At 63.8% G+C, this 20,623-nt stretch carries 22 protein-coding genes and 1 tRNA gene; 4 read left to right on the top strand and 19 right to left on the bottom strand.

The window, feature by feature from the left end:
• Positions 1-140: 140 nt before the first annotated feature.
• The 8 genes from lysS to U1E26_10115 all read right to left on the bottom strand — a co-directional run bounded on the left by lysS (position 141) and on the right by U1E26_10115 (position 7,345).
• Entirely contained in the window at positions 141-1,640 is a 1,500-nt protein-coding gene (gene lysS / locus U1E26_10150; protein MDZ4169997.1) for a lysine--tRNA ligase, read from the bottom strand.
• Between the two features lie 4 nt (positions 1,641-1,644).
• A complete protein-coding gene (greA, locus tag U1E26_10145) occupies positions 1,645-2,121 on the bottom strand; it encodes a transcription elongation factor GreA (protein ID MDZ4169996.1) in 477 nt (158 codons plus the stop codon).
• A 181-nt stretch (positions 2,122-2,302) separates the two neighbouring features.
• Positions 2,303-2,554, bottom strand: coding sequence for a twin-arginine translocase TatA/TatE family subunit (gene tatA, locus U1E26_10140; GenBank protein ID MDZ4169995.1), 252 nt, complete (start codon positions 2,552-2,554; stop codon positions 2,303-2,305).
• Positions 2,555-2,620: 66 nt separating this feature from the next.
• A complete protein-coding gene (locus U1E26_10135; GenBank protein MDZ4169994.1) occupies positions 2,621-3,295 on the bottom strand; it encodes a redox-sensing transcriptional repressor Rex in 675 nt (224 codons plus the stop codon).
• A gap of 133 nt (positions 3,296-3,428) precedes the next feature.
• Positions 3,429-4,556 carry a site-2 protease family protein gene (locus tag U1E26_10130; protein ID MDZ4169993.1) on the bottom strand — a complete coding sequence of 376 codons (1,128 nt, stop codon included), beginning with the start codon at positions 4,554-4,556 and terminating at the stop codon, positions 3,429-3,431.
• A gap of 49 nt (positions 4,557-4,605) precedes the next feature.
• On the bottom strand, positions 4,606-5,400 hold the full coding sequence (locus U1E26_10125; GenBank protein MDZ4169992.1) for an S-methyl-5'-thioadenosine phosphorylase: 795 nt from the start codon (positions 5,398-5,400) through the stop codon (positions 4,606-4,608).
• Positions 5,401-5,479: 79 nt separating this feature from the next.
• Complete coding sequence (locus tag U1E26_10120; protein ID MDZ4169991.1) at positions 5,480-6,478, bottom strand: HD domain-containing protein; 999 nt, start codon at positions 6,476-6,478, stop codon at positions 5,480-5,482.
• A 60-nt stretch (positions 6,479-6,538) separates the two neighbouring features.
• A complete protein-coding gene (locus U1E26_10115) occupies positions 6,539-7,345 on the bottom strand; it encodes an SAM-dependent chlorinase/fluorinase (GenBank protein ID MDZ4169990.1) in 807 nt (268 codons plus the stop codon).
• A 68-nt stretch (positions 7,346-7,413) separates the two neighbouring features.
• On the opposite strand from U1E26_10115, the gene U1E26_10110 reads away from it, so the two are divergent.
• Positions 7,414-7,866: a hypothetical protein gene (locus U1E26_10110; GenBank protein ID MDZ4169989.1), complete on the top strand. Its 453-nt coding sequence runs from the start codon at positions 7,414-7,416 to the stop codon at positions 7,864-7,866.
• 2 nt (positions 7,867-7,868) lie between these two features.
• On the opposite strand, the gene U1E26_10105 is transcribed toward U1E26_10110, so the two are convergent.
• From U1E26_10105 to U1E26_10080, 6 genes are all read right to left on the bottom strand, one after another.
• Positions 7,869-8,252 carry a hypothetical protein gene (locus U1E26_10105; protein MDZ4169988.1) on the bottom strand — a complete coding sequence of 128 codons (384 nt, stop codon included), beginning with the start codon at positions 8,250-8,252 and terminating at the stop codon, positions 7,869-7,871.
• 56 nt (positions 8,253-8,308) lie between these two features.
• Positions 8,309-8,548, bottom strand: coding sequence for a hypothetical protein (locus tag U1E26_10100; GenBank protein MDZ4169987.1), 240 nt, complete (start codon positions 8,546-8,548; stop codon positions 8,309-8,311).
• Between the two features lie 65 nt (positions 8,549-8,613).
• Positions 8,614-9,300, bottom strand: coding sequence for a DUF2085 domain-containing protein (locus tag U1E26_10095; protein ID MDZ4169986.1), 687 nt, complete (start codon positions 9,298-9,300; stop codon positions 8,614-8,616).
• A 63-nt stretch (positions 9,301-9,363) separates the two neighbouring features.
• Positions 9,364-9,440 (bottom strand) — tRNA-Pro (locus U1E26_10090).
• 109 nt (positions 9,441-9,549) lie between these two features.
• The gene (locus U1E26_10085; protein MDZ4169985.1) at positions 9,550-11,790 is read right to left on the bottom strand and encodes a NapC/NirT family cytochrome c; all 2,241 of its coding nucleotides are present in this window, start codon (positions 11,788-11,790) and stop codon (positions 9,550-9,552) included.
• Positions 11,791-12,002: 212 nt separating this feature from the next.
• Positions 12,003-13,163 (bottom strand): methyl-accepting chemotaxis protein, encoded by a 1,161-nt coding sequence (locus U1E26_10080; GenBank protein MDZ4169984.1) that lies wholly within the window; start codon positions 13,161-13,163, stop codon positions 12,003-12,005.
• A 478-nt stretch (positions 13,164-13,641) separates the two neighbouring features.
• Here U1E26_10080 and U1E26_10075 point away from each other — a divergent pair, with 478 nt between their 5' ends.
• Positions 13,642-13,896, top strand: a complete 255-nt coding sequence (locus U1E26_10075) for a DUF1462 family protein (GenBank protein ID MDZ4169983.1) — start codon at positions 13,642-13,644, stop codon at positions 13,894-13,896.
• A gap of 24 nt (positions 13,897-13,920) precedes the next feature.
• Here U1E26_10075 and U1E26_10070 read toward each other — a convergent pair whose 3' ends face one another.
• The gene (locus U1E26_10070; protein ID MDZ4169982.1) at positions 13,921-14,217 is read right to left on the bottom strand and encodes a J domain-containing protein; all 297 of its coding nucleotides are present in this window, start codon (positions 14,215-14,217) and stop codon (positions 13,921-13,923) included.
• Between the two features lie 31 nt (positions 14,218-14,248).
• Complete coding sequence (locus U1E26_10065; GenBank protein MDZ4169981.1) at positions 14,249-16,219, bottom strand: PBP1A family penicillin-binding protein; 1,971 nt, start codon at positions 16,217-16,219, stop codon at positions 14,249-14,251.
• A 101-nt stretch (positions 16,220-16,320) separates the two neighbouring features.
• On the opposite strand from U1E26_10065, the gene U1E26_10060 reads away from it, so the two are divergent.
• Positions 16,321-16,899 (top strand): hypothetical protein, encoded by a 579-nt coding sequence (locus tag U1E26_10060; GenBank protein MDZ4169980.1) that lies wholly within the window; start codon positions 16,321-16,323, stop codon positions 16,897-16,899.
• An 8-nt stretch (positions 16,900-16,907) separates the two neighbouring features.
• Here the strand turns inward: U1E26_10060 and U1E26_10055 are convergent, their stop codons facing one another.
• A complete protein-coding gene (locus U1E26_10055; GenBank protein MDZ4169979.1) occupies positions 16,908-17,822 on the bottom strand; it encodes a DMT family transporter in 915 nt (304 codons plus the stop codon).
• 94 nt (positions 17,823-17,916) lie between these two features.
• On the opposite strand from U1E26_10055, the gene U1E26_10050 reads away from it, so the two are divergent.
• Entirely contained in the window at positions 17,917-18,330 is a 414-nt protein-coding gene (locus U1E26_10050) for a VanZ family protein (protein ID MDZ4169978.1), read from the top strand.
• Here the strand turns inward: U1E26_10050 and U1E26_10045 are convergent.
• Positions 18,324-19,427, bottom strand: a complete 1,104-nt coding sequence (locus U1E26_10045; protein MDZ4169977.1) for a PilT/PilU family type 4a pilus ATPase — start codon at positions 19,425-19,427, stop codon at positions 18,324-18,326. The genes U1E26_10050 and U1E26_10045 overlap by 7 nt on opposite strands.
• A 118-nt stretch (positions 19,428-19,545) precedes the next feature.
• Positions 19,546-20,514 (bottom strand): NlpC/P60 family protein, encoded by a 969-nt coding sequence (locus U1E26_10040; GenBank protein ID MDZ4169976.1) that lies wholly within the window; start codon positions 20,512-20,514, stop codon positions 19,546-19,548.
• Positions 20,515-20,623 lie beyond the last annotated feature (109 nt).

Here is a 20,623-nt window from a genome sequence, read left to right as displayed (position 1 = left end):
GCCGGTTGCTGCCAGCCGATGGGTGTCTGAGGTGAGTATACCCGTGCCTCGTGACACGGGGACTCCGTACGGCGAACAGGAGCAAGACAGATGCCACACATCTGAGTGTGCGACACTCAGATTGTCGCGGAGGTCGCCGATCAGCCTTCGGAGCGCATGTGCGGGAAGAGCAGAACGTCCCGGATGGAGGCCCGGTCCGTGAGCAGCATGACGAGACGATCGATTCCGATACCGAGCCCGCCCGCAGGAGGCATGCCGTACTCCTGCGCCCGGAGGTAGTCTTCATCGACCCACATCGCCTCGACGTCGCCCGCCTCCTTCGCGGCCGCCTGTGCCTCGAAGCGCGCGCGCTGGTCTACCGGGTCCACCAGCTCTGAGAACGCGTTGGCGAACTCCCTCCCGGTGATGATGAGCTCGAACCGGTCCGTCAACTCCGGATCGTCATCGTTTCGACGCGCCAGCGGCGACGTCTCTGCTGGATGCATCGTCACGAACGTCGGCTGGACCAAGGTGTGCTCGACGAGCTTCTCAAACAGCTCGGTCAGAAGCTTCCCGGGGCCCCAGCCCTTCTCGACTGAGACGCCGTGCTTGTCGCATTCGGCGAGCAGGTCTGCGACCGGCGTATGCACCGAAAGTTCGCGCCCCGCGGCCTCGCTCACCAGTTCGGCCATCGGAGCGCGGCGCCACGGGCGCTCCAGCGAGACATCGACTCCCTGGTAGCTCAACTCAAGAGTGCCGAGCACCTCGCGGGCGGCGGCCGTGATGATCGACTCGGTGAGTTCGAGCATCGATGCCATATTGCCGAACGCCTGATAGGCCTCAAGCATCGTGAACTCGGGATTGTGGCGGGGACTCATGCCCTCGTTGCGGAACGAGCGGTTGATCTCGTAGACGCGCTCGAAACCCCCCACAAGGAGGCGCTTCAGGTAGAGCTCGGGCGCGATCCGCAGGTACAGCGGCATATCGAGCGCGTTGTGGTGGGTCACGAACGGTCGGGCCGAAGCGCCACCCGGAATGGGCTGAAGCATGGGAGTCTCGACCTCGAGATACCCCGCCCCTTCCATATGGCGGCGAATCGCGGCGATAGTGCGAAAGCGCGTCTCGAAGACGGCGCGCACCTCGGGGTTCGCGATCAGATCCACATACCGCCGGCGATAGCGCGTCTCGGTGTCCGTGAGCCCATGGAACTTCTCGGGCAGCGGCGCAAGCGACTTCGAAAGAAGCGTGACCTTCGTTGGCTGGATCGACAGTTCCCCGCGCCTTGATCGAAGCACCGTACCCGTCGCGCCGACCCAGTCGCCCAAGTCCAGATCCTTGGCGAACTCGAATCCTTCGTCACCCAGCACATTGATGCGACAGAAGAGCTGGATCTCGCCTGTCCCATCGCGCAGGACAAGGAACGCGAGCTTGCCCTGATCTCGCTTCGCGACCAGACGCCCGGCCACCGTCACGACGTCCTCGGTCTCGCCGCCCGGAACGAGCTCAGCATAGTCGCGCACCAGGTCGGCCACATGCGTCGAAACCTCGAACCCGTCGACATAGGCTTGCGTGCCAGAAGCGCGCAACGCATCAAGCTTCGCACGGCGCACTACGAAAGGGTCATCTTCCGGTGCAAGGGGTTCGATCGGCTCGTCGGCCATGGCGTCAGCGGGAGATCTTGATGATCTCGTACTCAATGACCGAGCCTCGCGGCGTGGTCACCTGAACCGTCTCGCCCTTCTTGTGACCGATGATGGCCTGCCCGACCGGGGACTCGTTGCTGATGCTGCCCTTGGTCGGGTCAGCCTCGGCCGAACCCACGACCTGGTAGTTGTGAACATCGCCGGTCTCGATGTCCTTGAGTTCAACGTGGCACCCGAGCATGACTTTGCTCGGCGCGCTCTTCGGCTTGGCGATGATCGTCGCATGGGCAAGAATCACGTTGATCTCAATGATCCGGCTCTCCACCCATGCCTGCTCGTTCTTCGCATCGTCGTACTCGGAGTTCTCCGAGATGTCTCCGAACTCCTTGGCCTCCTTGATGCGCTCCCCCACCTCACGGCGACGAACCGTCTCAAGGTGACGAAGCTCATCCTCGAGCTTCGTCTGGCCTTCAGGCGTAAGGGCGATCTCCTTGTGCATTAAGCGACTCCTGTGGACGGTGCCGCGCATGCGGCGGGGCTCGAGGGTAACCGTACGGGCTGCCCTGAGTTCACGGGCAGCCCGTCGAATGTCCACGAGAGTATAGCCGAAGCATCATCGATAGCAACCCGCACCCCGCCGCTGGCAGGTGAAGGGCCCGAGAAGGGCGCCTCGTGCCGGGCTACACCTTGGCGTTGTCCTCGCTCTTGACCTTGGTGTCGCCCTCGGTCTTGACCTCGGCCTCGTCCTTCCCAGGAACGGCGGCCTCGTCTTCATCGTCGTTGTCGCCGAACTTGCCGTCGACGCCGTCGCGGATGGAACGCATGGTCTTGCCGATGGTCTTGCCCAACTGGGGAAGACGCTTGGGGCCGAACAGAATCAGAACGATCACCAAGACGATGACCAGTTCCTGCCAGCCGATGCTTCGCAACATACTCGTCAGACCTCCAGTCGAAATCGGATAACGGCCGCATGCCGGGCGACCGCGTGAGTACCAGCGTTAGCGTACCACCTGAGTCGATGGTGCCGCCACGCCTTCTGCGCGCGACAGATAGTACAGGGTATGGAGCAACTCTCGAACCGGATCCGTGTTGTGGATCGTCACCTCTGCCGGAACGTTCACGAAGGCCGGCGAATAGTTGAGAATCACACGGATTCCCGCTTCGCACAGCTGGTCCGCTGCCGCTTGAGCGGATTCGGGCGGAACGGCGATGACACCGAAGCGGATGTTCTGCTGCGAGACCACGCGCGGCAACTCCGAAACATCCCGAACGATCAGGTCGGCCACCCGTTGCCCCACCTTGCGCGGGTCGGTGTCGAAAAGCCCCGCGACGATGAAGCCGCGTGCACGGAGGCCGTCGTAACTTGCGATGGCAGAGCCTAGATTGCCTGCGCCCAGAATGGCGACGCGGTGCGCGTGATCGGAGCCGAGAATGGTCTGAATACGGTCGATCAACTGCGACACGTCATAGCCGACACCGCGCGTGCCGAACGAACCGAAGTAGGTCAGATCTCGGCGAATCTGGGCCGCATTGACCTCCGCAAGCGAAGAAAGCTGAGCCGACGAGACGGTCTGCTCACCCTCGTGCCTCAAGTGGAGCAGGGCGTTCAGGTACTGCGGCAGACGCTCTACGACCCCCTGAGGTATCGCTTTTGGGTGGGAACCGTCGGCCACGTCGAGTGTCTCCTCGTATGCTAGAGGGCGCCCTGACATAGTAACAACTGTTACATAATTGAACAACCTCGGGAGGAGCCGTTCGCCGATCCTCGAAGCCTATCGCGCCGCGCGACCAAGCAGGCTACGTACGTCAGCCGGACGGCGGGCCCTCGATGAGTGCGATCACATCCGCTCGGGTCACGATGCCCACAAGGCGCCCCCCACCCGAGACGATCAGTGCCCCGGGTCGGTCCCCCGCAAGCCGCGGAACCAGCGCCTCGACGGGCGCATCGCTCGGAACCACGAGCGCGTTCAAATCCCGATTCGTGACGTCGATGGTCTTGACGAACGGCCAGTCGGCGCGGTCCACGCTCTTGACCTCGGGCAGGGTCACGAGACCGACGATCGATCCCTCGGAGATCACCGGGTACCGGGCATGGTGTCCACCGAGGAAGTGATTGTGTACCAACTCGTCCAGGGTCAGGTCACCGGACACGTACTCCGGGTTCGGGGTCATGACCTCGGCGACTGTTACGCCTTCGACGCGCGAGCGCACGAGTTGCTGGCGATAGGCCTGACCCGCAAGGGAGGCGATAAACCACCCTACAAGACCGAACCAGATCAGGCCGGACTGCCCGCCGACGACGCCGACCACCGCCCAGACGACCATCGTCCAGCCGATGAACTGGCCTGAGCGCGAGGCCCATCGGGTCGCCTTCAGAACATCGCCGGTCGCAGCCCACAGCATCGAGCGCAAGACCCGACCGCCATCGAGGGGGAAGCCCGGCAGCAGGTTGAACAGCGCGACGAAGAGGTTGATGCCCGCGAGGTACTCGAGCGGCGCCCAAGCCCACCATGCCGCCCCACCGGCCACCAGAGCCACGTAGCCATAGAACGACGCGCCGGCGATCAGCAGGCTCATCCCCGGACCCGCGGCCGCCATCAGGAACTCCTTGCCCGGCGAACGGGGCTCCTCGTCGATCTGGGCAACGCCGCCGAAGATGAACAGGGTGATCTTCTCGACGCTGCCGCCCTCTGCTTTGGCCACGAGCGAGTGGCACAGCTCGTGCGCGAGTATGGATGCGAAGAAGAGCAGAGCGGTAGTAGCGCCGACCACGGCGAACAGCCAGCGCGGCGCCCCCGCCGACTCCTCGATCGCCGGAAAGACCGCTGTGGCGAGGGAGAAGGCAACCAGTCCGAATATGACGAGCCAACTCAGGTTGATCTCGATGGGGATGCCGAAGACCCTGCCGATCCTTACCGACGGAATGTCGAACACGTTGCTCGGTCCGCCTTCCTGGCCATCGGGGCACGAGCGGTCGCCTTGGTCAGAATGCCGCGCCGTCCAGGGCGGATCCGCATCCGCAGGTCGACGTCGAAGGTAGCCGCGGAATCAGCCCATAGATGAGGCTCTTCACCTTGCTGTTGTTCTCGTTGAAGACCCGCACCACTTCCTCGTTGGTGACGGGAGGCACGCCATCCATCCCCGCGTCGTAGTCGGTTATGAGCGAGATGTTGAGGTAGCACATCTCCTGTTCGCGGGCCAGATAGCTTTCCGGGTACTGGGTCATGTTGATGACCTCCCATCCCTGCGCGGCAAACCACTTCGATTCGGCTCGTGTAGAGAATCGCGGTCCTTGGATCACGACGACCGTCCCCGTCGGATGAGCGGTGATCCCCAGATCGTTGGCGCATGAGATCGCGGTCTCGCGCATGACGGGACAGTACGGGTCTGCCGAAGAGACGTGCGTGGTGATGGGGCCGTCGAAGAACGTGTCCTTGCGGCCCCACGTGCGATCCACGAACTGGTCGCAGATCACGAAGTGTCCGGGCTCAACGTGCTTCTGAAGCGAGCCGCATGCGTTGGGACCCACGATCCGGCTTGCGCCAAGCTCCTTCATCGCCCAGACGTTCGCGCGGAAGTTGATCATGTGCGGAGGCAGCTGATGCGCCGCTCCATGCCGGGGCAGGAACCCGACGCTGCGACCCCCGATCTCACCCACCATGACCGGCGCTGACGGCGCGCCGAACGGCGTGTTGACTCGATACTCCTTCGGGTTGTCCAGCAGCTCGTAGAACCCACTACCGCCGAACACTCCGACCTCAATGCGGGGAAGCTCCACCATCGCGCTCGTCCTCCTGACGTCCTCGGTTGGTCCGTTGTGATTCTAGACGATACCCGACGGTCCCACCTTTGTGCGATCAGGCGCTGCGACGAACCTCGAGATCGTCCTCTGTCGCCCGGTACGGACGATCGTCCTCGACGGCACGCGGCGCGTGGAGAGGGCGCCTGAACAGGTTCGAGGCATCCGTCCACGTCTCATCTGCGCGCGTCGCACCTGCCAGGATCGTCGACAGACCGGCGGCCTTGGCGTCGAGATTGTCGACGTGATGAAGCAGCAGCGCCTCCAATGTCGCCGGGCGCTTCGGTGACCCCCACTCGAGTTCGCCGTGGTGAGACAGCATCACATGCCCCAACCGCAGGAGCACTGCAGGCTCCAGCCTCGCGTTCTGCGCCGCCTTCAAGACCCGCTGGTGCCCGAGTACCACGTGCCCCAGGAGGCGACCTTCGTCCGTGTAGGAGATCCCGCTCCCGGCGACCAGCTCATCGAGCTTGCCGATGTCGTGGAGCAGGGCGGCTGTGACGAGCAGATCGTGGTCCGCGCCCTCGTAGCAGGCAGCAAGCTGGGAGCAGAGCCCCGCAACAGCCACCGTGTGCTCTAGCAGGCCCGTGACGTATGCATGGTGGCTGGATTGGGATGCCGGAGCGACGCAGAAGCGGTCGAAGAGCCCCGGTTCGACGAATACCGCTCGCAGCAACCTGCGAAGTCCCGACTGCGTGATCGACTTCGTGATCCTGACGAACTCAGATTTGAGTTCATCTCCGTCACGCGGCCCGACGGGCAACAGGTCCGAGGAGTCCCACGTGGCGGCGGGAACGAGCGAATCCATGGCAAGGCGCTTGATACCTCGGTAGGAGGTCACCACGCCCGTTACCCGGGCCACCGCCCCGACAGGAATCTCGGACGCTGCGGGCCCTGGACGAAAGAGCACGGCTGGCATGGAGCCCGTCCTGTCCGCCAGCTCAAGCGCCAAGTACGCGTCTCCGTTGCGTGCGACACGCACCTCTTTGGAACGAACGAGCGCAACGGAATCGGTCCGCGCTCCGAGAGTCAGTTCTGTCAGGTACTTCGCCTTCATCGCTACCCCTCCTCTCCTGAATGGTTCAACGAGGAAGGTAGCAAGCAGCTCTGACACGCTTCAGCCGGCGGCCTTGATCCTGACCGACGCGCCCGCCTTGACTCTGAACCGATCGGCTGCACTTGCTCGGTTGAGTGCGAGCGTGAGCCATCCGGACGAATCCACGAGCGCGACCGGCTCGCCATCGAGCGCATCCGAGAACGTCAGCCCCGTCCTCGCGAGAAAGGTGTTGTGCCCGATACTCAGCTCGAGCACGTCGGCCTTGAGCCCGAGTGTCTCGACCTGGTCGGCCGCCACATTGGTTCGAATCGAACCGAAACGGTCGATGTCAAGAACCTCGGCAGCGACGGTGTCGCCCTCACGGCAAGCCTCTTCGAACGGAGCGGCCACGAGCGACTCCGGCGCGACGGCGTCACCCAATGAACCTGGATCGACGCCGCAGGCGAGTGCCGCCGCCACCGGCGCTAGGATATCGCGCGCGTGAAACGTCGCGAGCGGGCTGCGAAAATCGACCTTCGAGGAATCGATGACGAAGGCATGTGCGACACCACCCTGGCGACGGGCGGCAGGAATCAAAACGCCGTTGTCCGGACCCACGAGGAGCGTGCCGGACTGCGCCTGGACACAGACGTCGCGCCGCCCGCCTCCAACGCCCGGGTCCACCACGATCAGATGGATCGCATCAGGGACCTGGTGGACGCTGGAGGTCGCGACGGCAGCGCCTTGCCTGATGTCAAACGGGCGAATGTGGTGCGCCATGTCCACGACATGTGCCTGGGGACACGCTCGATGTATCACGGCATGACACACGCCCACCCACGTGTCATCGAGCCCGAAATCGGATACGAAGCAGATCAATGCCTGCACAACTACCCCCCAAGCCGAGCGGTCCGAGCAACTCCATAGTATCGTGGTACCCGATAAGGAGGCGCGCCGTGCCGTTTGCGAGAATCAGGTTACCGCTGATTGCCATCGTATCGCTCGTTCTTGGAGCTGCTGTGCTCGCCTCGGGCTGCCGATCCACAGAAATACGATTCGTGGAGGACGATCAGGCCTACGACGCGGAGTCGGTCATGCAACTGTTCGACGTCGCCGTACCCGCCTCACTGGCTTCGGCTGATGTCCGGGATGCGGCCAGGCTTCGACAGGCCGCGTTGACCGACCTGCGCGGTCAGGGTGGCGTCTCCGCCGAAGCGGCCGAGTTGCTCACTGCAACGTTCACCGCCGCCACGATCGGTGTTCCCTATTACGTCGAACGGGCTACGTATGAGGGTGAGGATGCGTGGCTGGTGCTCGAGGCACGCGGGCCGAAGGACGGCACGCTTTCAGGGCGCCGGCTGTGGGTCTTGAGGCTCGACGGAGACGTGATCCTGTCCACGCTTCTCTGACGTCAGGCACAGAGCTGGCGCCGATAGTCCTCGAGCACGTCTAGCGGGAACACCCGCGCCCAGTCGCGATCGATCTGCTCCCACACCGCTCGGGGGTCTCGACCCGATGCCGTCAGGTCGTCGATGACCGCCTTCAGTACGAACCGTGCCGAAACGTCTCGGGAGCCGGTGCGACTCGCCTCTCGCCGCACGACCGCCCAGAAGTACCGGCGCGTGCGAAGCCGAACTGCCTCACCGGACCGCGACGGGCACCTCGTCATCGCTTCGAACGTCGCCCGCGCGGCTCGATCGATGATCTCCGTCGGAACTCGGTGCTTGCGGCTGGCTGCGTCACAGACGCAATCCAACTCCTGCCGCACCGATACCACGAAACGCGTGTCGCCCATTGCTGCCTCCCTACGAACAAGTGTTCGCAGAAGCATAGCCCCGGGCTCTGACATCGCTACTCGAAGGGGAAGACCGCCGCCACTAAGTCACGATTGACTGCCATGTAGCCGGGCGTGAAGAGCTCCTCGCCTGAGCAAAGATCGGTGACGACGACATCCGTCACGGGAAAGAATCCCTTCACCTTGGCGTTGAGCGTATCGGTGAGTCGGCTCCCGGCGAGTACGTGGACATCCCCGACCACGCGCCATGAGCCGATGACCAAGACACACCGAATCTTGTCCTTCGATGCCTGCACCGTTTCCCCCTTACGTCGCGAATCCGCTTCGAATCTATCGCAAGCTGCCCACGAACGAAAGGGCGTCACCCGACGGAGCGCGCCGCTGCTTCCAGGAGTCCGCGACCCACTCCGGCGATCCACACCTCGAGAACGGCAAGACCAAACGCGATGGCCGAAGGCACCACAAGGTCACGGTAGCGGTGCGCCGCCCTGTCGAACGCGGGGAACATCCCGACGATGACAAGGTTGATGGCTGTCAGGGTTCCGAGGATCGCAAACACGACCAGAATCGGATACCCGACACCGAGTCGCGACCCGAATCGCCATAGCAGGGGCACAGCCGCCCCGGCGCTCACGAGCCATACGGCGAGCCTCCACCAAGGATCCAGGAGTCGCTCGGCCGATGGCTTGGCCCAGAGTACATCGTTGAGCATGGGCAGGATGAGCGCAGCGCACACGTAGCCGACCCCCCAGCCGCTCGTGAGTCTGAGCAGGTTCGTGGTCTCACGTACACCTGCGTAGGACGTCAGGCCGTCCCATCCCATGAACGCCACCGCAGCAGCCGTGACCACCCAGCCCACGGTTCCGGGGAAGATCCGTGGGCGATGGCGATGAAGCGCGGCGAGAACGACGAATGACACGATGAATCCGACGTAGATGCCGGTGTCTCGCGCACAGACGGGGACCTGAACGCCTCCGCCGAAGAAGGACCGCTCGGGAAGCTGGTGGCATAGGCCGTAACCCAGCCATTGAAGAAACTCCTCGAGCACCGAAACACTCCTCCCTGGAAACGGGAACGGCGGGCCGCCGCTGCGGCCCGCCGCCAGTTTCGATGGTCGGGATGGCGGGATTCGAACCCACGACCTCTCGGTCCCGAACCGAGCGCTCTACCAAGCTGAGCCACATCCCGGACGAGGCGCTATGCTAGCACGCCCTTCGAGGCACGCCAACCCCGAAGAATGGGGGCCTGGCTGCCGAAGCGGCCAGGCCCCCCTCAGAGCGAACACCCTGCGCTTTGGTTACATGAGACCCTTCTTCGCCAGGTTCACGTGGCAGTTGGCGCAGAAGGTCGGCTGGTGACACTCGAAGCACGGCTCAGCACCGTTCTTCTTCACCAGGTTCGGGTGATAGCGTACCCACGGCTTATCGGGGCTGTTGCCCTCGTGGTGACAGTCGTTACAGAAGGAGTCGCGGTGGCAGTTCGCGCACTGCTTCTTGTTGTACTGCTTCTTCTCGAACTGATCCTTGTGCATGAACTTCTGCTTCTCCGCATCGTTGATCTTGTGCGGCATCTCGAGCTTATGACAGCTCTTGCAGAACTTCGAGTTCGGGAGCTCTGCCGCAGCGCCGGCGTGGCAGTACGTGCAGATCTCTCCGTCCTTCTTGTACAGAGCAACGTGCTGAGCGTCCTTGGACGAGAAGTCACGAGTGAACTTGCTGTTCTTGTGGGAAGCGGGAACCACCTTGCGCTGCTGGTGGCACTTCACACAGTCGTTCTTCTCATGGCATTTCTCGATGCATCCCGCAGGCTTGTTCGTGTTGACCGAAGTTCCGTGCAGCGACATCCACGACTTCGTCGTCGACGAATCGATATGGTGGCAGTTGCTGCACAGCTCAGGCCACGCGTGGCATTGGACGCACGGTTTCGGGTTCTTCTTGGAGCTGACGTGGTTCGTCTTGAACTCGGCGGCGTGCGGGATCTCCGTCTTGTGGCAGGCCTTGCAGAACGGTGCCTTGGTTCCACCGTCGCCGTGGCAGACCTCACACGACTCGATCGACTTCTGCGCATCGAGTGCGTGCTTCGCCGAAGCCGCTGCGGGCTTCTCGCCGAACGTGGTGAGCGCGCCGGGGTACTTCGGCTTCGTCCAGTACTGCGCGTTGTGCGAGTCGGGCACGACGTTCTTGCCCGTGTGGCAATCCACGCAGAACTTCTTCGGGTGGCAGTCAAGGCACGGCTTCACGCCCGACTTGGCAACGGCCAGCGGGTGCTGCTTCTGGGTCCAGGGCTGGGTCTTGCTGAACTCCCACCCAACTGCGGTTCCGTGGTGACAGCTGTCGCAGAAGGCGGTCTTCTCGTTCTTGCCGTGGCACAAGACGCACTTCTCGGGCTTGGCCTCGGAGATGACCGGGTGGCCCGCCTTGTCCTTGGGCTCCTTGGGCTCTCTGAACTCATCCGGGTGCGGCATCTCCATGCCGTGACAGTTGGTGCAGAATGTCTCGACGTGGCACGTGCCGCAGTAGAAGATGGAGTCGACCTTCGGAAGGAAGCCGCCGACGCTCTCGCTGTCGCTGTTGCCGTGCTCCTTCTGTGCCTCGAGAACCCCCGGCACCTCCTCCTTCGTGACTGACTCGTGCACCGCGCCCCCGCTGGCATAGGCCTTCTCAGGGGTCAGGAAGCTGCCCTCCTTCTCCTCTGCAGGGGCAGTGCTCTCGGTGCTCTCCTTCGAGCCCTCTTCGCCCTCTTCGCCCTCTTCGCCCTCTTCGCCCTCTTCGCCCTCTTCGCCCTCATGGCCACTCGCGGCGGCGTCGGACTCAGCCTTCATCTCCAGGGCCATCTCTGCATGGCCCGCAGGATAGAAGCCCTTCTCCTTGTGATTGTCCGGCTTGAGCTCGAAGTCCGCCGGATGACAGGCCACGCACGCTCCTGGTGCCGCAGCATCCTTGCCCAGGTCGTGGCAGCGGAAACACGCCGTCATCGACATGAAGTCATCGTGCTTCTGGTTCGGCTTGCCTGTACCGGGGTCGGTCAGCGTGAGCTCGAAGTCCTCACGATGCGCGATGCGGTTGTGGCACACAGAACACGCCGCGTTGACCTCGGCGTGGGGCTCGTGCTCGATCTTGATGCCCTTCGACGGCGTGATCACGCGGTTCTTCAAGTTGTGGCACTGCGTGCACTGCTTGGATGCCATCGACAGAGCGACATGGGACTCTGCGTTGAGCGGCAAGTGGAAGTTGTCCGTCACCGTCAGGTACAACTCACCGAGTGCCTCTGCCTTGTGGAGGATGAACGTCACCGGATCCGCGTTCACGGGCATGTGACATGCCATGCACGAGACCTCAGAGTGTGACGAACGCTGATACGCGATGATCGAGTCGTCCTGAACCTTGTGGCACACCTCGGCACAGAACCACCGGGTAGAAGTCACCCCCAGTGCAACGATCATGACCGCTGCAAGCACCAGGACAGCAACGCCTGTCCAGATGATGAAGCGCGGTCGGCGCACCGGGTCCTTGAACCCGGCCAGCGAGATCTTGGGCATACGCGTCTCCTAACTCCGTCGGACAGCGCCGGCAGCGCATGCCCCCTCCAAGCCCCAATTCACAGAAACTCTATAAGAACCTGACCGCGTGAACAACCAAGAATCAACGCGACATCCCTCTGGCTTCGACGCGTCGTCGAAACGTCCTGCCAAAAGCACTCGACTTCTAGGCACGGCCGCCGAGGCTGTCGTGCGCTTCTGAACCTGCCGAACTAGTGCACGAGCAGCGTGTCGGCCAGCCGATTGAGCTCTGAGATGGCGCCTTGGATCTGCCTCGATGCTTCTGCTGCCTGCGTCGAGACCTGGGCCATCTCACGCATCGAGATGACGACCTGATCGGATGCGGTCCGCTGCTGCTGGGTGGCTATCGAGATCTGCTTGGCCGAGTCGGTGGTCTCCTCGACCTGCTGAACGATCTTGTCCAGTGAGCCCGCCGTGCGCCGAGCCAGCATCTTGCCCTCTTCGACCTTCTTCTGGGCTCGCTCGGTCGACATGACGAGGGCGCTTGCGCTCGACTGGATCTCCCGAACGACCCGGCCGATCTCAGAGGTCGACTCGGTGACGGAGTCCGCAAGCTTGCGAATCTCCTCCGCGACCACGGCGAATCCCTTGCCCGCCTCGCCCGCACGAGCCGCCTCGATGGCGGCGTTCAGGGCCAAGATCTTCGTCTGCTCTGCGATCTCGTCGATGATGACGAGCACGCGACCGATCTCCTGGCTACGCTCACCCAACTGGAGAATGCGGTCTGACGATGCCTGCGTGGACTCACGGATCTCCTCGATACCGGCTGCCGTGTCGGCCACCGCCTGCATTCCCTCTTCGGCACTGGCCAGCGTGCGTTCGGCCACGGCAGCCACGTTCTGAGAGTTGTCCGCGATCTGCTTGGATGTCTGCGCGAGCTCTTCGACCGTGGCGCTGGTCTCACTCACGGCCGCGGCCTGCTGCGCGGACCCGGAGGCCTGCTCTTCGGTCGCGGCCAGCACCTGCGACGTCAATGCTCGCACGTCGTTGTTGACCGCTTTGGCCTGACCGAGCATGCCAGTGACCTCACCGAGCAGGCGCAAGACCTCGCCCTGCATGTCCTCGCAATCACCTTCGCACGTCACATCGATGCCGAATCGCTCGCGAGCGCCGTCGAGGACCTGTCGAAACATGCCCTCGCCGACCTTCGCGGCGACCAGCGCGCATCCGACGCCCAGCAGCACACCGGCGGCGATGCACATCAACCAGAAGGTGATGTTTGCCGCAGTGCTCTTCGGCTCCACGAAGAAGCTGGCGAACAGGGGGAAAGCGATTCCTACCACGACGCCGGCGCCGCCCATGTAGAGCATGAGCTTGCGCCGGGTCGAGCCCAACCTGCTCGTTCGTGCCACGCAGACCTCCAGTCCGCCGTACATCCCACTCGGAGACATACTACCAGCACGCGAAGCGACGGATAAGGTGCGCCAAGGAAATGCGTGCCGCGGGTTGCACATGGCATACCCCATGGGGTATTATGCTCACCTAGGAGCTCCGCCCTCTTCCCGAAAGGAATGCCCCGGATGCCAGCGATCAGTATCGAGAACACATCGTGTGACCGGTCCCCCGGGTGCCCCGCCCGTCGCGTCTGCCCCAAGGATGCTATCGTTCCTCTTGCAGGAGGATCGTATCCCGGCGCCAACGGGTACACCGTCATAGATGAGAAATGCGCCGGTTGCGGAATCTGCATGCGGGTCTGTGCAGGCGGAGCCGTCCGCTTCAACTGACAGGAGCGTCAACGTGACTGAACCCATCATCGTCGAGGTGTACGACGTGCCCTCCCCCGCTGACTGTTTCTCCGGCGGTTGAGGCCCCTCTTGGTCTCCGGAGGAGATCACAGCCATCATCCGCACCGAACTCGAGCGGCGCTACGGCGATGAAGCTCGGGTTCTGTACCACAACGTACAGCTGGCTGACGAACGCGCTGAGCACTCCGAGGTGGTTGCCCAGATCGAGCAACGCGGACTGATGTACCCCGTGACTTCGGTCGACGGAGTGCTTGTCTACGATGGGGCCGTCAGCTACCCCGCGATCATGCGCGCAGTCCAGAACAAGGTGGCCGAGCGCGCGGAGCTCGCGCAAGCCTGACCGTCCGGTCACGGGAAGTAGCCATCAGACGTCGGTGCGCGCTGCGATCCGGTCCCTGAAAAGCCCGATCAGGCCGTCGTCGAGGAATCGGTCCCAGCCGTTGGAGCCCTCGGGCGCCAAGCCAGCGTCGTAGTCACGCCTCAGACGAGGGTCCCGAAGTACCGCGTACGCCTCATTGAGACGCTGCATCCGACGCGTGGCACTCCGCCCCGCCCCCGGATTCACATCGGGGTGATACTTCAGCGACAGCGCCTTGTACGCACGCTCGATGACCTCGGGCTCGGCATCGCGTGTCACCTGGAGCGTGCGATAGTGGTCCACGCGCTCGAGCCTCTCTTCAGGCAGCCGCACCTCAGTGCAGCGTGCAGTTTTCTCCCGGAACCCGACCCGGCTCGAGGTATATCTCAACGGGCCGAGGGCATCGACGGTTCGCGATGTTCATCGAGTCCGTGCACACGGTGACCCTCACCTGGTTGCCCACGCTGGGCGCCGTGACTATCGGAGCCGAACGGTTCTTCTTCACGCCTCGCATGAATGCAGCCCATATCTTCGCGGGGAAGCTACCGCCTGTCACGCGAGTTCCGTGAACGTTGGTCATGTCCACCTGCGCATCAGGGTACCCGACCCAGACGGCCGTCGACACATCCCCCGACCATCCCACGAACCACGCATCGCGGTGGGACTGTGTCGTCCCGGTCTTGCCGGCCGCCCATGCACCTATCTTGGCCGACGTGCCGGTACCCTTCTCGATCACGTCGTGCAGTATGAGGGCGGTCTTGAGGGCTACCTCACTGTCGACGACCCGTTCGGCCACGGCGTCTGGCTCATAGATGACAGCCCCCTGATCGTCGGTGACCTTGGTCACGCCGCTTGGCGCAACCCTCATCCCACCGTTGGCGAGGGTGCCGTACGCGGACGCCATCTCCAGCGGCGAGACACCTGTCTTCAACCCACCCAGCGCAATCGCCGGGTCCGCGTTCAGCGGGGTGGTGATTCCGAGACGCTTCGCGACCTCGACGACCTTCTTGGGCCCGACCTCCATGATGAGACGCGCATACACCGCGTTGACCGACCAGCTCGTCGCCGCCCTCAAAGTCAGCTTGCCGCTCGTCCGCGCGTTCTCGTAGTTCTGCACTCTCCAGACTCCGTCTTTGACGCGGACAGAGTAGGGCGCGGCGCTGTACACCTTCTGAGGATTCACACCCTTCTCGAGTGCCGCCACGAGAACGAACGTCTTGAAGGCAGAACCGGGCTGACGACGCCCCTGGGTAGCTAGGTTGAACTGGCTCTTCGAGAAGTCGCGACCGCCCACCATGGCAAGGACGCTGCCGTCCGAGTGGCGCAGCGCGACGATGGCCGTCTCCGGGTCATCGGGACGGTTCAGAAGTCGTGCGCTCTTCTCCGCAAGCCGCTGCAGCGAGGGCTCGAGCGTCGTGTGGACCCTCAGTCCGCCCGCGAACACCCGTTCTGAACCAAGCCTCTCGACCAGGTCGCGCTTCACGTACTCGACGAAATGCGGCGCGACCGTCGGTACATCCGCCTTCGGCGCAAGCTTGACGCCGTCCTTGCGCGCGCCCTGTAGCTCGTCGCGCGTGATGTACCCCTGTTCGCGCATCAATGTCAGAACCAGGTCCCGCCGACGCCGTGCCGCTTCAGGATCGTTCGTCGGGTCGTAGCGCGTCGGTGACCGAATGATTCCCGCGAGCGTCGCGCTCTCGGCCAGACTCAGCGCGGAGGTGCTCTGACCGAAGTACCGGCGCGCAGCACTCTCGACGCCATAGGCTCCGTTGCCGAAGTACACCGTGTTCAGGTACGTCTCGAGCACGCGATCCTTGTCCGCACGGGCCTCGAACTCGTAGGCGAGCAACGCTTCGCGGACCTTACGGTCGAGGGTGCGCTCCCCTTCGGTGAAGAGCAGCTTCACCAACTGCTGGGTGATAGTGCTGCCGCCCTGCCGAACCTCCCCTGCCTGCGTATTGGCTCGGAGTGCCCGGATTATGCCCTCCACGTCGACCCCGTTGTGCTCCCAGAACCTGCGATCCTCGGCTGCCACAACGGCATTGCGGAGGTGTATCGGCATGTCCTTGTAGCTGACGATGGTTCGATCCTGCTCGCCATGCCATTCCGCGATCACCGTGCCGTCTGATGCGTACACCACAGACGTCTGGGGCGTGTCGAGCGCTCGGGGGTCAACCTCCAGATTCGGGAGCGTCTGCGAGACGTTGAACAGGTAGACGGCGAGGGTCAGCGTGATCACCACCGTCGCGACGAGCACGCCAGCGGTCACCTTGAGTGCCGTGCCGACGCGCTGTGACAGCGACATCGGCTCCTCCGTTCACGTCGGGTACACTTGCCGTCGATAGTCATGGACGCCGCGCGCAACGCCCGTGGGCAGCCGCGCAGGTCGGCAGAGACGGCCCGAGTATGGTAGCACGCAAAGAGGGTGCCGAACCGCCCGCGCGGGCCCTTGTGGCCCGCGGTTTTCAGGCGTGGCGCCGCTGGTTGACGAGCGTCTTGAACCTGCCCGCGAGAGTCTACCGCTCTGCGGGCGCACAAACGCAACGACCCCCCACAGCCGACACCCGCATGCTCATCGGGGGAGTGACGTGTCTGGTTGCCGGGGCACTCGCTCGTATGCTGATGGCCGACCCGGGTCCGAGCACCGCGCTCGCCACTATCGCGGCCCTGACTTCGGTTGTCCTGGCAATCGGACGCTACGCCCTGCTTGCGCTGACGCTGCGCAGACGAACCACCCCCTTGGCTGACATCCGCTTCGCATGGTCGTGCGGTCTCATCCCCTGGATTGCGGCGGTCGGCCCGGTACTGGCAGCTGTGGCGTGGGCGGCCTCCGGGGTCGTCACCTATCGGGTACTTCGCGGCCGCCTGGTGACGGCACCCGATGCGTGGCGTGCGGTCGGATGGGCGTGGGGAGCACACGCGGCCATCGTCATCATCGCCTGGTTCGCGCGCAACGCCTGGGTCGCCCTGCTGCTGGCCGAGTAGCGGATCGGCTACACCGGTGCCGGCTCGATCGTTGCGCGAGCACCGATCTCAGCCACCACCACCCCGCCGATGACGAGCGCCACGCCCACCAGCTGCAGCGGTTCGAGCGCGGACTGCTCCGGCAGAAAGACCCTCGCAAGGACTATCGTGAAGATGGGCTCGAGCGTCGACACGACCGCAGCCTGGGAGGGCCCAAGCCCGCGAATGCCCTCCAGATACAAGACGATCGCCGCGAACGTGGGCACCAGCACGATGGCCGCGAGCAGCGCCCACGTGATGGTCGACCACTCAGAGGTGGAGAGCGCCGCCAGCCCTCCGCCCCCAACGGCGAGGGCCGCTGGCAGAACGGCTGCGATTCCGAATGTGTAGGCCATCATCGTCAGCCGCGAGCGGCCGGGAAGCCATCGATGCGACAGCAGGTTGAACAGCGTGTAGCCCACGGCAGCGCCCAGCCCCAACAGTATCCCGGGCAGCGACGCATAGATATCCCCGCTCCCGACCCCCAACACAAGAGCGCACCCGGCGAAGGTGGCACACACGGCCAACGTCGCGGCCCGAGTCGGTCGTTCGCCCAGAAACGCCCAGCCCGCGATGGTCACGAACGCGGGATACGCGTAGAGCAACACCGCCACCACCGCGGCATCCGCATACAGCAGCGCGAAGAAGAAGCACACCGAAGCCGCTCCGTACCCGGTCAGCGCAAGCGCCGCGAATCTGCCGACGTCGCCAGCCGGGACCCTGAGGGAACCCGGATCGCGGATCTGCGCCACCGTCGCAAGGAGTGCTGCGGCGATCACGAAGCGCCAGGCAAGCAGAGGGAGCGGCAGTGCGCCCGAGTCGTACGCAAGCGGCGTGAGAATCGCGAGCGTGCCGAAGCAGGCTGCCGATACGACCACCGCGACAAGGCTCCAACGACGCGACACGCGCAGTACCCCTCTTCCTAGCACGCAGAACGGAAAGCCACGCAACGCTCGCACCTCGACGACATCGCGTCAAGCAGGGTGGTAGACTCGCGCGGTGAATCACTCGCCTGAAACCCAGGACGCGTTGCCGCGACCACACGACCGCTCTTTGCGCTGGCCGATGGCGGCTTCAGCGCTCTGGGCCGCAGCCATCTTCGCCGTGTCTTCGGTTCCCGGCTCGAACGTTCCCGGGCGTTTCGGCTACCTGGCCCACTTCGTTGAGTACGGAGTGCTGGGAGCACTGCTCGCGGTGGGGCTCGGCCGCCGGAGAGATCCCGTCGGACGCGCGCTTGTCGCGATCGCCCTAGCGTCCGCGTACGCCGTTACCGATGAGATTCACCAGTTCTTCGTACCCGGGCGCTCGACCGACCCGCTGGACTGGCTTGCCGATACGGCCGGCGCGCTTGTCGCCGTGGCGATCGTCAGCAGCGTCACTGCATGGCGCCACAGGCGTAGACCAGATCAGTAGACGCCGCTCTCGGCGGCGGAATGCGGATCTATCCCGAGGTGCCTGACTTTGATCTTGAAGTCGTGCGCGTTGTTCGCCATGGCGACAGCGTCGTCGAGCGTGATTCGCCGATCCTGGTACAGCGTGAGAAGTGACTGGTCGAACGTCTGCATCCCGTAGTAGTCGCCCTCTTCCATGGCATCGCGGATCAGGTACGACTTCTCAGGATCGGTGATGTACTCGCGGATGGTGCCCGTCATGACCAAGACCTCGACCGCCGGCACGAGCCCGCCGGATATCGACGGGATGAGCCGCAACGAGACGATTCCCTTGATGGTCGCCGCCATCATGAGACGAACCTGCTTCTGCTGGTACGGCGGGAAGAAGTCGATGATTCTGTTGATGGTCTCGGTGGCATCTATCGTATGCAGCGTCGACAGAACTAGGTTGCCGATCTCGGCCGCGGTCAAAGCGGCTGACACGGTCTCATGGTCACGCATCTCGCCAATGAGGATCACGTCCGGATCCTGACGGACCACATGGCGCAAGGCGTCGGAGTAACTGTCGGTGTCGATGCCGATCTCACGTTGATTGACGATGCACTTCTTGTCCTCGTGCATGACCTCGATGGGATCTTCGATCGTCACGATGTGACCCTCGCGGGTGCTGTTGATGTGATCGATCATCGCGGCGAGGGTGGTGGTCTTGCCGGATCCCGCGGTACCGGTCACGAGGATCAGTCCGCGCGCCTCGTCAGCAAGCCGACGGATGACGGGGGGCAGGCCAAGATCTTCGAACGACGCGCGATCGGTTGCGACCCGACGCATGGTGATGCCGACACTCCCCCGCTGATGAAAGACGTTCACACGGAAGCGCCCTACACCGGACAGCGAGTAGGCGAAATCGATCTCGCAGTGGTTCTCGAACGAACGTTGCTGCAGTTCGTCCATCATGCCTGTCGCGAGCATGTGCGTCTGCTCAGGCGACAGGGGGTCCATCTCGCTGATGACAACCAACTTGCCGTTGAGCCGGACGGCTGGCGGTGACCCTGCCTTCACATGCAGGTCCGAGCTTCCGAGGTCAGCCATGTATTTGAGCAGCGCGTCAATCTCCGCCATCGGATGTCATCTCCCGGATCTGAGCGGCGGCACAGGGCACCATCTAGTCTAGCCCAGGAAGCCCGAATGCGCGCCAGAGAGTTCAGGCGCAGGACCGACTCGCGGGCGACGGCGGTCGCTACGGGCGACAGGCCCCCGCGTAGTCCCCGCGCGCCATTGACGAGATCTTGACGACGTCGCCGGTCCGCGGCGCATGAATGTACATCCCGCCGCCGACGTACATGCCCACGTGACGGATCGGCGAGCCGAAGAAGACGAGGTCGCCGGGTTGCAGATCGGATCGGCTGACACGCTCACCGGCGTGGATCTGTGCGCGGGAGGTGCGGGGCAACGAGACACCGACCTGGCGATACACGAACGAGGTCAGGCCCGAGCAGTCGAACGAGTTCGGCCCGTTGGCCGCCCACACGTAAGGCGCACCAAGGTAGCGCTTCGCGATAGCGACGACCTCGCTGCGAGGGGCCCGCGTCGGCGGGGGGAAGCTGCGATCGGGCTGGCTCACGAAAGAGGAGGCCTGGACGCGGCGAGCCGCCTCCTCTGCGGCCCGGAGTGCGGCGATCTCAGCTTCAAGACCGCGCAGTTTGGCCTTGCGCTCGGCCAGCTGACTCTCAATCGAGCGCTTGTTGGCCTTCATCACCGCGACCTGCTTGGCCGCGGCACGCTCCTTTGCGGCGACCTGGTCGCGCGCCTTCTTCGCCTTGACACGGAGCCCCTTGAGCTCAGAGATCGACTCCGCGTCGCTCGTATTGAGATCCTTGAGTATGTCCCAGGTCGACGCGAACTCCTCGAAAGACTCCGTTCCGAAGAGCACGGTCACGAAACCAAGTTGTCCTTGGCGGTACATGCTGTTCGCGCGCTGGTTCAGATGCCGTTGAACGACACCCATGCGCTTCTTGACCTTCGCGAGTCGCTTGGTCGCAGTGCGCTTCTGCGCCACGAGGGAACCATGCCGCGACGACGCCTCGTTGTAGCGCTCAGCGGCCACCTCGACGCGAAGATCGAGGTTGTCCACCTGCGACTTGACCGCCCTCGCCTGATCCATCTTGCTGGCAGGAACGGCAGATGCGGGGACTGTTGAGATAAGCATCGCGCACGCGAGTGCGAGTGCGACTATCGAGGTGCGGCGGGTAGTCAGTTCGTTTCCTCCCTGGCTGTTCGGGCGCAGTTGCGCCCGTGAGATTCTATCATGATGACGC

The organism is Coriobacteriia bacterium (assembly GCA_034370385.1).
Taxonomy (GTDB): Bacteria; Actinomycetota; Coriobacteriia; order Anaerosomatales; family PHET01; genus JAXMKZ01.
This window is presented reverse-complemented; position numbering and strand designations above follow the sequence as displayed.